Annotated in this window: 12 protein-coding genes, 1 pseudogene and 1 riboswitch; of the genes and pseudogenes, 9 read left to right on the forward strand and 4 right to left on the reverse strand. The window is 32.2% G+C overall.

From position 1 onward, the window contains the following. Positions 1-12: 12 nt before the first annotated feature. Both H0I23_RS09060 and H0I23_RS09065 read right to left on the reverse strand, forming a co-directional pair. The gene (locus H0I23_RS09060; protein ID WP_216782908.1) at positions 13-444 is read right to left on the reverse strand and encodes a hypothetical protein; all 432 of its coding nucleotides are present in this window, start codon (positions 442-444) and stop codon (positions 13-15) included. Then, positions 431-940 (reverse strand): RNA polymerase sigma factor, encoded by a 510-nt coding sequence (locus H0I23_RS09065; protein ID WP_216786056.1) that lies wholly within the window; start codon positions 938-940, stop codon positions 431-433. Before H0I23_RS09065 ends, H0I23_RS09060 begins: the two co-directional genes overlap by 14 nt. Positions 941-1,145: 205 nt before the next feature. Here H0I23_RS09065 and H0I23_RS09070 point away from each other — a divergent pair, with 205 nt between their 5' ends. Next, a complete protein-coding gene (locus tag H0I23_RS09070; protein WP_216782909.1) occupies positions 1,146-2,645 on the forward strand; it encodes a S41 family peptidase in 1,500 nt (499 codons plus the stop codon). 70 nt (positions 2,646-2,715) lie between these two features. On the opposite strand, the gene H0I23_RS09075 is transcribed toward H0I23_RS09070, so the two are convergent. Both H0I23_RS09075 and H0I23_RS09080 read right to left on the reverse strand, forming a co-directional pair. After that, positions 2,716-3,771, reverse strand: coding sequence for a YncE family protein (locus H0I23_RS09075; RefSeq protein WP_216782910.1), 1,056 nt, complete (start codon positions 3,769-3,771; stop codon positions 2,716-2,718). Between the two features lie 3 nt (positions 3,772-3,774). Next, positions 3,775-5,625, reverse strand: a complete 1,851-nt coding sequence (locus H0I23_RS09080) for a TonB-dependent siderophore receptor (protein WP_216782911.1) — start codon at positions 5,623-5,625, stop codon at positions 3,775-3,777. 33 nt (positions 5,626-5,658) lie between these two features. Continuing rightward, positions 5,659-5,884, reverse strand: a riboswitch (cobalamin riboswitch). A gap of 122 nt (positions 5,885-6,006) precedes the next feature. On the opposite strand from H0I23_RS09080, the gene H0I23_RS09085 reads away from it, so the two are divergent. From H0I23_RS09085 to H0I23_RS09115, 8 genes and pseudogenes are all read left to right on the forward strand, one after another. Further along, positions 6,007-7,164 (forward strand): ABC transporter substrate-binding protein, encoded by a 1,158-nt coding sequence (locus tag H0I23_RS09085; protein ID WP_216782912.1) that lies wholly within the window; start codon positions 6,007-6,009, stop codon positions 7,162-7,164. A gap of 45 nt (positions 7,165-7,209) precedes the next feature. Beyond that, positions 7,210-8,193: an iron ABC transporter permease gene (locus tag H0I23_RS09090; RefSeq protein WP_216782913.1), complete on the forward strand. Its 984-nt coding sequence runs from the start codon at positions 7,210-7,212 to the stop codon at positions 8,191-8,193. Between the two features lie 158 nt (positions 8,194-8,351). Then, a pseudogene (locus H0I23_RS16860) lies at positions 8,352-8,678 on the forward strand (ATP-binding cassette domain-containing protein); the annotation flags it as partial. After that, entirely contained in the window at positions 8,679-8,996 is a 318-nt protein-coding gene (locus tag H0I23_RS16865; RefSeq protein ID WP_371736624.1) for a hypothetical protein, read from the forward strand. It abuts the pseudogene before it with no gap. Between the two features lie 86 nt (positions 8,997-9,082). Next, positions 9,083-10,468: a DNA recombination protein RmuC gene (rmuC, locus tag H0I23_RS09100; protein WP_216782914.1), complete on the forward strand. Its 1,386-nt coding sequence runs from the start codon at positions 9,083-9,085 to the stop codon at positions 10,466-10,468. Between the two features lie 12 nt (positions 10,469-10,480). Then, positions 10,481-10,846: a 6-phosphogluconate dehydrogenase gene (locus H0I23_RS09105; RefSeq protein ID WP_216782915.1), complete on the forward strand. Its 366-nt coding sequence runs from the start codon at positions 10,481-10,483 to the stop codon at positions 10,844-10,846. Positions 10,847-10,848: 2 nt separating this feature from the next. Next, positions 10,849-11,391 (forward strand): acyl-CoA thioesterase, encoded by a 543-nt coding sequence (locus H0I23_RS09110; RefSeq protein WP_216782916.1) that lies wholly within the window; start codon positions 10,849-10,851, stop codon positions 11,389-11,391. 128 nt (positions 11,392-11,519) lie between these two features. Further along, the gene (locus H0I23_RS09115; RefSeq protein ID WP_216782917.1) at positions 11,520-13,190 is read left to right on the forward strand and encodes a glycoside hydrolase family 30 beta sandwich domain-containing protein; all 1,671 of its coding nucleotides are present in this window, start codon (positions 11,520-11,522) and stop codon (positions 13,188-13,190) included. The last annotated feature ends 22 nt before the right edge of the window (positions 13,191-13,212 follow it).

A 13,212-nucleotide genomic window follows, 5' to 3' on the forward strand; every position in this document is an offset into this window, starting at 1 on the left:
GATTTTTTATTATTAATGATTATAAATTTTTTGTTTTGTTTCTTCAAACTCTCTTAAATATGCTACTTTACTGGTTCCTTTACCAAAATTTTCTGCTAACAAATTCAAAGCTTTCTTTGTTTGTTGGTAAGCATACTCAGCCTGCTCTTTTTCTAATTTACGCTGCTCTATATATTTGTTACCAATAAACATTCCAAGAAGTAAAACCACTGCAGCAGCAGCATACATAAACTTAAACTTGGGCTTACTCTTTTTAAAAGGCACTTGCTTTGTAAATACTTCTTCTTTTGCTTTTGTAAAATGAGCAAACAATGGCTTATACTTTTCTAAATGCGGAGCAACCTCTTCTCCTGAAAAATAAGCACGTAATGCTTTTTCTTCGGCAACTGATGTAGTCGCCTCAAAATATTTTTCTAAAATATTATCTATGTTATTTAATTCCATAACTATGTTTTTGTACTAACTTTTCTCTAACTGTTTTTCTTGCCCTTGATAATGCTACACGAATTGCCGTTGGTTGCATATCTAACATTTTTGCTATTTCGTCATAATCATATTCTTCAACATCTCTTAATTGCAATACTAATTTCTGTTGCTCAGGCAACTCTTCCATAATTTTTTCTACCCAAGTAATACTATCATTAGCTTCTAATTGTTTTTGTAATGATGTGTTTTCATCTGTATAATTGGTATGTACTAACTTTAAGTTACCTGCCTGTTTAGATTTTAACCTGTCTAAACAAAAGTTTTTTGTCATTGTCATTGCAAAGGCTTCTACATTATTATACTTTTCCATCGTATTATTTTTAGCCCACAGCTTTAATAATATTTCTTGCGTAGCATCCTCTGCTTCTTCTGTAGAAACCAGTAACCGCTTAGCCAAACGAAAAAGTTTGTCTTTAAAAGGCATTACAATAGTTAAAAAATCTACCTGCTTCATTATTAGTTTGGTTGTTGTAAAACCCATTTTAAGTGGTTTATACTATCAAGACGAAGTATAATCAATTTTGTTACAAAAAAATTTTTTTATTCTGTTTATGTAAGTAATTTAGATGATTGCTAACTAAAACATAAGGCTCTAACATATTGATTTTTAAGTGCAAAAATCAATTTAGAATATTATATGTTTAATTTAAAAAAATTATATGAAAAAGTATTTGTTATTACTTATTGGCTTAAGCTTATTAACTACTGCTTGTAGTGATAAAGATGACGAGGTTATTGAAGAGATTGTAAATGTAGAACTAAATAACGAAGTTAATGAGTTTATTTGGCAGGGTATGAATTATTGGTATTTCTGGCAAGCAGATAAAAATGATTTAGCAGATGATAGGTTTGCTACCGCTGATGATTTTCATAGTTATTTAAACGGCTATAGTTCTTCTGAAGCTTTATTTAACGATTTGGTATACCAACCAGGTGTTGTCGATGATTTTTCTTGGTATATACCTAATGTTGATGAGCAATTAGATAGTTTTAGAGGTATTAGTAAATCATATGGTATAGGGTTTCCTAGAGCATTAATAAGAGCTAACGCTACTGATGATGATGTTGTTATTTTCATAGCTTATGTTGAACCTAATTCTCCTGCTGCTGCTGCTGGTTTAAAAAGAGGAGATATAATACACAGAGTTGATGGCGTTAGAATGGATGTAGATAATGCAGCTATTATCAACAAAGTATTTAGTGAAGAAAACTTATCTGTTGGTTTATGTAATATTGTAGACGGAGTAGTTGTACCTATTGATGGCGAAATACAAATGAGTGCTGAAATAATTACCTCTAACCCTATACATCATTACGAGGTTATCGAAGAAGGTGGTAAAAAAATTGGCTATTTAGTTTACAACAGCTTTAATGCTACTTTTAATGGCGAATTAAATGATGTTTTTGACTTTTTTAAAGCTCAAGGTGTAAATGAAATGGTGCTTGATTTAAGATATAATGGTGGTGGTTCTGTACTAAGCTCTGGGCTACTAGCTAGTATGATTGATGGTGATGTTGCAGAAGGAACAGCATTTGCAAGATTACAATACAATAGTAAACGCGATGAAAATGAAGGTTTCACATACCCTTTTTTAAATGACAATTATTTATATGATAAGACTACAAGTGATTTTATTGGTACAGAAAGCATGAGTAGATTACAAAACATTAATAGATTATATGTTTTAACAGGGGAAGGAACTGCATCTGCAAGTGAAATGATTATAAATGGTCTACGCCCATATATTCCAGTAAAAATTATAGGAGAAAAAACAGTTGGAAAAAATGAAGGTTCAATTACTGTTGTTGATTCGGCTGGCGATTTTACTGATTTAGAAAACAGAAACCCTAACCATACTATAGGTATGCAACCTATCGTTTTTCAAGTATATAATAGTAGAAACGAAAGTGATTACACCGCTGGTTTTCAACCTGATATTTTAGTTGAAGAGGCTCAATTCACCGCAGATATAAAAGCTTTTGGCGATCCTGAAGAAGCTTTATTAAGAACGGCACTTAATGATATGTTAGGTACCTCTACTTCTAAATTCAGCTTAAACGCTGATAGCAACATGAAAGCTACAGATACTAAAATTAAACTACCTAAGTTTTCTTATGATATGTATTTACTTGACGATGAAATAAACATCAACTTTTAACTACTAAAAAATATAAATAAAAAAGGGTCGGCAAATTGCCGACCCTTTTTTATTTTATCAAAATATTCTATTAGTTAAAATATATTCCTCCTGGTATAATACCAACAGTAAACGTATTTAAAAGTGCTTTTGAATCTAAATCATATATATTTAGATCACCATTACTAGAAAAATCTTTAGCATCTGTACCATATAATTTACCATCTTTAATAACCATTCCATAAAAATATGCATCAGTCATAATTGGTGTTGTTGGTAAACTTTCTGCTGAAGTTTGTAATTCATATAAACCACCAGCTAAAGTGTAATATAATTTATTTGAATCAAAGTTTAACCTGCCAGGATGTTCTGTAGCTCCAAATTCAATTGAAGAAATCACCTCATTTGAATTTACATCAATCTTAGCTATTGAACCTGCTGTTTCATCATTACTATAATCTGGCTTCCCTGAAGATAATACCCATAGGTTACCTGAACCATCAAATTTCATACCGCTTGGTAAATCCCCTACTGTTATTGTAGTTTCTACTTCTTGAGTTTTTGTATCAATAACTGAAATTTTATTGTTAAAACCATAAGCTCCTTGGTGCGCTACAAACACTTTATCACCACTAGCTACTATATTTTCTGGTCCTAATACTACAGCAATAGTTCCTTCAATTGAATTTGTATCTAAATTTACAATTGCTATGTAATCGTCAGTTTCGTCAGCTGTATCACCCCAATTTGTAACATACCCTTTTCCGTTTGCTACAACCATATATCTAGGGTTATTTAAACCTGTTTCAATTGCTGCTTCTTTAACAAAAGTATACCTATCTACTACAGTAATTTTATTAGAAACGTTTGCTATAATATAGGCTTTTTCATTAGTAAAACTGATAGATTGAACTATATTACCTAAATCTTCATTGTTTACTGCATTATAAATAGATGCTTTTACATCTGTCGAATCGTTATGTATAAATGATACTGTTCCTGTTCCATTACTAAACGGACCTTCGTTTGATACTAAAATTCCATTTGCATAATCACCTTCTGGTAATTTAAAATCATCATTATCATCAGAACATGAAGCTCCTAAAACCCCTAAAGCAATAATTGTTAATACGTGTTTTATTCTCATTATTTAAAATTTAGTTATTATTTGTAGTTGAAAATTTCTATTAGGCATAGGTCTATATGCCACATTTTGGTAATTTTTATTAAACAGGTTATTTACTTTTATTAAAACATCTAGATTAACTTTTTTATTTAGGTCTAAAGACCGTTTTAAACCTAGATTTGAAACAGAGTACCCTTTTACAAAATCAGTATTATCAGTTGTAGAATAGGCTTTACCATTATATAACATTTGATAAAATGCTCCCCAATTGTTATAACTATAAGATACTCCTGTTGTAACTTTCTCTTTAGGTACGTATAAAAGTTGCTTGCCTGTCTCTTTGTTTTCTGCTATAGTATAAGCAAAGCCACCATTAAAATTAAAATCATGTTTCCCGAAAGATTTATTAAAAGCAACTTCAAGCTCAGCTCCATAATTTTCTGTCTTTGCAACATTTACAGGCGTCCAAACGATACCATTTGGCCTCCATTGAATCAAGTTATCTACATTTAGGTAGTATCCATTCAATTTAATTTCTACATTCTTATATGTAAAAACATTTCCTAAATCTAATTGAAGAGAAGATTCTGGCACTAAATCTTTATTTCCGCTAGCACCAGCTCCTGTCCAATACAAATCATTAAAGGTTGGTACTCTATAATTTTTAGAAGCATTTATAGTTGCGCTATACATTGAAGAAAATTGATACTTCCCATCAACAGAAACAATAAATGGGCTATCATAATCATTAACAAATTCTTGTCTAATGCTTATTCCATAATTCAATTTATCATTTACATTATGAGACATTAATACCGTTGTTGAGAAAAAATTTCGTTCAACATTTTCTATTGAAGTTCCTTCTCCTCTTATATTACTATATTCAGCAATACCGTTTAAAGTCACCTTATTTAGGTAAAGTTTGTAATCGTAATTTGCAAGTATGTTTTTAGAATTCCCAAAAGTAAAACGATCCGTATCTTTATTAGCAAAGTATTTATATTCTTCTGATAAGTACGCCAATTTAAGCTTACCTGCACTCTTTGTATTAAAGTGATTCCATTCTATAAGCGATCTTGTAGTAACATCTTCGTAATTACTATTTGAAGGAGCCGTTAATGTTGACGAAAAATTTCTATCTCCAATAAATGTATTATGATAAAATTTTAATAAATGATGATTGGAAATAAAATATCCAAAAGAAGCATTAATATTTACAGAATTGAACTCTCCATTTTCATTTACCTTATCTGTTTCTAAATATTTATAATCATTATCAGAGTCCATATAATTTATTCCAAAATTATAAGTCCATTTTTCATCTCCAGCAGTTGTATTAAAGCTTGCCTTTTTAGAATTAAAACTCCCGTATGATAACAAAACACTTTGAGAAGCATCTTTTTTAAAGCTTAATTCATCATTTAAATGAATACTACCTCCTATTGCTCCACTACCGTATTGTACACTTCCTCCTCCACTTCTTACTACTACATTATTATAATTTTCAGGTATAATTGTATTAAAATCAGTTTGACCGTTTAATTGAGAATTAATATTGATGCCGTTCCATACCACGGCCGTTTGTTGTGCAGATGTCCCTCTAAAAGAAGGCGATGATACCATTCCGTAGCCATTTTCTTTAAAATATATAGTGCTATTAAATCGTAGCAGGTCTGTTAACGAAGAATTACTGCTTTTTAAAATGCTATCTGATAAAACTCGAATTTTAACTCCGTTTGAAAAACGAATCAATTTGGCATCAGTAAGTACTACTTCATCAAGTACAACAATACTATCTTTTACTTTTTGAGCAAAAAGAACTGTTGACGTAACCAAAGTAAAAAGAAAAACGAAGTATGCTTTTTTTAATATCATAATTTACAAAAAACCTTTATCCCGAAAGTTTAACATTATTGTTCTGAATTTGGCAGGTCTCCTGACTTACGTACTATCATTAACCTTCCCAAGTAAAAACTCAGTGGTATTTTGAAGAAATGATAGCCACCTTTTAAAATGCATAATTATGCAAAAGGCTAAGCTTACAGTTGCGGGAACAGTTTCGGATTTAAACCGAATTCCCTTTTAATTTACATCATTTTAAAAATAATGTAAAACCAAAATTCGGCGCGAATATATTGCTTTTAATCAAAACAAAAGCTATACAACTACCCTTTTTAGAAAATCAAATAAAAGCATATTTGCGAATCGATAGCTACTTTTGCTACCTTGCAGAAAATTTAAACTCAGTTTATTAAAATGAAATACTACATTTTTATAGCATCCTTATTTCTTTTTCTTTCCTGTAAAGAAGCTCAAAAACAAGAGCAAGAAAACACTCCTTTTCCTAAAACGGAAAACATATCTTCTACTATAAAATATGCCAAAGGTTTTTCTATAAACAAGCAAGCTTCAGGAGTCACAATTATTACCATTACATCGCCATGGCCGAATTCAGAAACTGCTTTTAAATATGCTTTAATTCCTATTGAAAAAGCACCATATCTCACCTTAAATAAAGATGATTATGATGCTATCATAAGTACTCCTGTAGAAAAAATCATCGTAACATCTACAACACATATTCCTGTTTTAGAAACTTTAAATATTGAAGAAACTTTAGTTGGTTTTCCAGGCACTAAATATGTTTCTTCAGAAAAAACAAGAAAACTTATTGATACTGAAAAAATTAAAGAAATAGGAAAGAACGAAAAAATAAATACTGAAATGGTATTAGAGCTAAGACCAGATTTAGTTGTCGGTTTTAGTATTGATAGCAAAAATAAAACCTACGAAACTATTCAACGTTCTAATATCCCTGTAGTTTACAACGGAGATTGGACAGAAGAATCTCCGTTAGGAAAAGCAGAATGGATTAAATTTTTTGCTGCTTTTTATGGCAAAGAAAAAGAAGCTGATGCTGTTTTTTCTGAAATAGAAGTAAATTATAACGCTGCTAAAGAAGTTGCTAAAAAAGCTACTACTCGACCAACCGTAATTAGTGGTGCTATTTATAACGATGTTTGGTATTTACCAGGCGGAAAAAGCTGGGCCTCTAAATTTATAAATGATGCAAATGCTACTTATGTTTATACCGATTCTAATGAAACTGGTAGTCTTTCGTTAAGTTGGGAGAGTGTTTTAGAAAAAGGTGGTGCTGCTGAATTTTGGATTTCCCCTTCTCAATTTACATCGTATGAAAATATGAAAGAAAACTCATTGCATTACCAACAATTTAAAGCCTTTAAAAACAAAAATATATATTCTTTTGCAGGCACTGTAGGCGAAACTGGTGGCTTATTATATTATGAGCTAGCACCTAACAGACCTGATTTAGTTTTAAAAGATTTAATTCATATTTTTCACCCTGAATTGTTACCAGCTTACCAACCTTTCTTTTTTAAACCTTTAAAATAAGTGTTGCACAACAAAACATATCGCTTTTACTTTATAGTGCTTATAATGCTCTTATGCATATTATGTATTGTAAATATTAGCTTAGGTTCTGTTAGCATACCGTTAAAGAATACACTGCAAATTATTTTTGGGACTACTACTAATGAGTCTTGGGAGTATATTATTTGGAATTATAGAATGCCAAAAGCTTTTACTGCAATACTTGTGGGTGGTGGCTTGGCATTAAGTGGTTTATTAATGCAAACGCTATTTCGCAACCCATTAGCAGGGCCATTTGTATTAGGTATAAGCTCAGGTGCTAGTTTGGGAGCGGCACTTTTAATTATGGGTGCTAGTTTCTTCTCTACCCTATTTTCAATTAATTTTTTTAATGATACCACACTTGCTATAGCCTCTAGCTTGGGTAGTTTTTTAGTATTACTAGCAGTACTTTCTGTAGCTATAAAAGTAAAAGATACCATGTCGTTATTAATTATAGGACTTATGTTTGGTAGTATAACTGGTGCCATTGTTAGCGTATTATCTTATTTTACTACTGCCGAAAAACTACAACAATATATTTACTGGTCTTTTGGTAGTTTAGGCGATTTATCATGGCCACAATTAAGTTTGTTAGCTGCTATTATTGCTATCGGAATTGTACTCAGTATTTTATCAATAAAACCTTTAAATGCCTTCTTGTTAGGCGAAAACTATGCCCGTAGCTTGGGCATTCAACTAAAAAAATCACGCTTGCTTATTATTATTGCTACAGGTTTATTAGCTGGTGGTATTACCGCTTTTGCTGGGCCTATTGCATTTATTGGTTTAGCGGTACCTCATTTAACCCGTCAAATTTTTAATACTACCGATCATAAAATATTAGTACCTGCTGTTTTACTTTATGGTGCTATTTTAATGTTAATTTGTGATACGATAGCACAGTTACCTGGCTCATCAAATGTTTTACCAATTAATGCGATTACAAGTATTATAGGTGCTCCTGTTGTCGTGTGGCTATTGATTAGAAAAAGAAAAATGGTATTTTAAAAACCGAAACTATCAGCATAAAAGAAAAACATATCGCCTTAAATGTTCACCAATTAAGTATTGGCTACAAAAGCAAAAAACAAGAAATTATAATTGCTAAGGGTATTTCGTTTGCATTATCGGAAGGAGAACTTACGGCTATTGTTGGTATAAATGGTATTGGAAAATCGACCCTTTTACGTACTATTGGTAATGTACAATCAAAAATTGATGGAACTATTGCTATTGATCAAAAAGATATTTCGTCATACACAACACTACAATTAGCTTCTAAAATAAGTTTAGTACTTACTGAGGCTATTGCATCAAAAAATTTAACGGTTATTGAGCTTATTGCCTTAGGTAGGCAACCGTATACCAATTGGTTAGGCACCTTAACTGAGCTTGATAAAACAAAAACAAAAGAAGCTATACAACTTGTTGAAATTGAAGATTTACAACACAAACGTTGTTATGAGCTTAGTGATGGGCAATTGCAACGTGTAATGATTGCTAGAGCTTTGGCTCAAGACACAAAATTAATTCTGTTAGATGAGCCTACTTCGCATTTAGATCTGTACCACAAAGTACAGATACTAAAGCTTTTAAAAACTATTGCTCATAAAACCAATAAAACCATTTTATTTACAACCCACGAAATTGAAGTTGCCATACAATTGTGTGATACTATGGTACTTTTAGATAAAAATGACAGCCATTTTGGTACGCCTTGTACATTAATAACAGAAAAACGTTTTGATAACTTATTCCCTTCAAACATAATTCAGTTTGATGCTAATACGGGTAGCTTTAAGATTCAGTAAAAAGAGATGTTAATTCATTTTATCAGTTGCGTTTAAATGTTGTTAACAAACCAGTATCTTTACTTTTTATAATCACACCACTAATTATGAACCCATACATTATCTACCTACTTATCGGAATTGTATGCCTTGCCGTAGGATTCTTTTTAGGAAATTACATTCAAAAATTAAAAACCACATCGTCGCAAAGTGCTTTATTAGAGCGTGAAAACCAGTTGCGCAACACTATAACATCATTAGAAAAAAAAATAGATACCGCAGAAGAAACTATTACTGATATTCGAGCTTTATCAGAATTAGATAAAAACGAATTACGATCTGAAAAAGAACAGTTAAGCAATCAGCTTATTCGTTACCAAGCAAATGTAGAAAACCTTCAACTTAAAAATACAGAACAGAAAGAAGAAGTAGAAAAGCTACAAGAAAAATTTACGAAAGAATTTGAAAACTTAGCCAATAAAATTCTAGATGAAAAAAGCTCAAAATTTACAGAGCAAAACAAAGAGAATATCAAAAACATATTAAATCCTTTACAAGAAAAAATACTGCTTTTTGAGAAAAAGGTTGATGAAAGTCAAAAAGAAAGTATTGGTATGCATTCTGCCTTAAAAGAGCAATTAGCCACCTTACAATTACAGAATTTAAAAATTACTCAAGAGGCAGAAAACCTTACTAAAGCTTTAAAAGGCGATAGTAAAATGCAAGGCAATTGGGGCGAGTTGGTTTTGGAGCGTGTACTCGAAAAATCGGGCTTAGAAAAAGATAGAGAATACACCGTACAGCAAAGTTTTACCAGAGAAGATGGCTCTCGAGTATTGCCTGATGTAATTATTAACCTGCCTGATGGCAAAAAAATGATTGTCGACTCTAAAGTTTCATTAACTGATTATGAACGTTATGTAAATGCAGAAGAAGATATAAAAGAAAAACACCTAAAAGACCATATAAACTCGCTTCGCCGACATGTAGATCAGCTTTCTGCTAAAAAATATGAAGATTTGTATGAAATGGAAAGTCCTGATTTTGTATTGCTTTTTGTACCTATAGAGCCCGCTTTTGCCGTTGCAATCAATAATGATAATACACTTTATAATAAGGCTTTTGAGCAGAATATAATTATAGTAACCCCATCTACCCTACTGGCTACACTACGTACTATTGATAGTATGTGGAATAATGAGAAACAACAACGTAATGCTATAGAAATTGCGCGCCAAGCTGGTGCTCTTTATGATAAATTTGAAGGTTTTGTTACGGACTTAACAAAAGTTGGTAAAAAAATTGACGAAGCTAAAACCGAATATCGTGGCGCAATGAGTAAATTAGTCGACGGTAGAGGAAACATTATTACCAGCATTGAAAAGCTAAAAAAAATGGGAGCAAAGGCTAAAAAAACTATTCCAGAATCGCTATTAAAAAGAGCACACGAAGCAACCGATGATGATTTTGAAGAACCTAAATTAAATTTATAAATAGAATATAAAATGAAAAAAATAATTGCATTAATTGTAGTAGGTTTAATAGCTGTTTTTGCAGCCTATTATGCTTTTGTATACTTTGTACCCTATAGCGAAGGTATTCGCTCGGGCGAACTTATAAAAATTAGTTATAAGGGCGTAGCTATAAAAACATGGGAAGGCGAAATTAGCCAAGGTATATCTGGCGCACAAATATTTTCTTTTTCGGTACTTGATAAAGATGAAGAGGTAATTAAACTACTACAAGAATACCAAGGGCAATATGTTAAGATGTCATATATTGAGCGCTATAGAACATTTTTATGGTTAGGTGACACTAAATATTTTGTTACAAGTGTTGAAAAAGAAAAATCACCCGGATACAGAAACTAATTATGGAAAAATTTAAAACATCAAGAGAATCTAAAGTATCAATTACAGAGCTGATGCTACCTGCACATTCTAATTTTGGCGGAAAAGTACACGGTGGTTACATTTTAAATTTAATGGATCAGATTGCTTTTGCCTGTGCCTCTAAACATTCAAGAAGTTACTGCGTTACAGCATCAGTAAATAAGGTAGATTTTTTAAACCCGATTGAGGTTGGTGAGTTAGTTACCTTAAAAGCAAGTATAAATTATACCGGAAGAACATCGATGGTAGTTGGTGTACGCGTAGAATCAGAAAATATAACTACAGGTAAAAAAAAGCATTGTAACTCTTCTTATTTTACAATGGTTTCAAAAGATATAGATGGTAAAAGCATGCCTGTACCAGGTTTACTGGTTACCGATGTACAAGGCGTTCGAAGATTTGCTCGGAGCATTCAGCGTAAAAGCGAAGCCTCGTCTAGAACCTCTCGTTTTGACTCTTCTAATTTTAAAGTAGACGAATTTCTTGAAGGTTTAGCGAAAGAAAACGTACAAATAGACTTATAAATACTAAAAACTCCTTCTTATAAAAGAAGGAGTTTTTTATTGAATCTGTAAAATATAAAATTAGACATTTTCAATAAAAAAATAAAAGCAAAATATTTATATTTAACGTAGCATTAATTAGAAAAAAAATGAAATTATCTGATAATATAGAGAGCTGGAATGCCAATAATGGAAAAATTAATAATCAATATGATTTTAAGAATTTTGACATGCTAACTGTTAAAAGTTTAGCACTCTTGGTTGTATCCGTTGTGTTTGTTAGCTGCTCCCCTAAAAGCGTTAATCAAGATTATATAATCGAAGTTTATCAAACATCACAGGCTGGCGATAACCTAAAATTAATAGCAAGCGATGAAGCTAAAACAACTTCTACAGAAGTAAAGAAGGTTAGTTTAGAACTTCTTCCTAATGAAGAATTTCAAAAGTATTACGGTTTCGGGGCTTCATTTACCGAATCTTCTGCCTGGAACTTAGCTACTATTCCGGTTGAATCACGTAAAAAAGTGTTGACCAAACTTTTCAGTCCGACAGAAGGCGCTGGATTCACCCTCACACGAACTCACATCAACAGCAGCGATTATTCAAATAGCCACTACACCTACATTGAAGATGATGATGAAGATCTTTCAACGTTCAGTATATATGAAGATATGAAAGGATTTACTGGTGAAGAAAATGATCAGGTACGCGGTATTGAACTGATAGAACCTAGTTATGACCTTATTCCTATGATTTTAGAAGCTTCTAGCATTCCTGGGGCAGATTTCAAGATTATCGCTTCGGCCTGGAGCCCTCCATCTTGGATGAAAACAGGAGAAACTGCTAAGATGACTAACGGAACCTTGCTACCTCAATATTATGGCCTTTGGGCTACATATTTATCAAAGTATGTAAGCGCTTACGCCGAAAATGGAATTGACATTTGGGGAATTACACCACAAAACGAGCCACTACATTATCATGATGCTGCATGGGATAGTAATGGGTTTACTCCTGAACAAGGTCGAGACTTTCTGAGAGATCATCTTGGGCCTCAACTTGTAAAAGATGGTCACCTTATTCTTGATGATTTAGATTCAGGCTTACATGTACTGCTTTATGATCACAATAAGTCGACTATGATCGACTATGTTACACCTACTTACCAAGACCCTGAAGCTTCTAAATATGCCTGGGGAACTGCTTTTCATTGGTATGCAAATTCAGAGTTAAAAGAAAATAACTTTTATGCAAATGAATTAGACAAGTTGCATGCAGCTTGGCCAGACAAGGGAATCATTCATTCCGAATCGAGCATAGATATTGATGCCAACGACCCTATTGGTCAATATTGGAGAAAGAGTACCGACTATGCAGGTACTTTTGTGCCTTTCGAAACTTATGCTTATGATATAATTACAGACTTAAATCACGGAACTCAAGGTTACGTCGAGTGGTGTAGCATTCTTAGCAGCAAAGGGCAACCAAATCCGTACGACAATTTTAATAGTGCACCTGTGCTTATAAACCCAGTTACAGATGAAGTAATTTACACCCCACTTTATTATTTAATAAGCCACTTTAGTAAATTCATTCGCCCTGATGCTCGCAGAATTGGTTTGAAAGGTGAAGAGGTGAAAGGACTTATTTATACCGCTGCAAAAAACACTGATGGCTCAATTGCTGTTGTAGCCTACAATAATAATAATGATGAAGTTTATGAATTATCAATCTTATTGGAGGCGAATACTTACACAATGCAAATTGCACCAAAAGCTATTCAAACTATTCATTTACAAAGCAAGGTTACTAAAGGTTAAAATAGAGTATGATACATATTAA

This window comes from Cellulophaga sp. HaHaR_3_176, from assembly GCF_019021925.1.
GTDB lineage: Bacteria > Bacteroidota > Bacteroidia > Flavobacteriales > Flavobacteriaceae > Cellulophaga.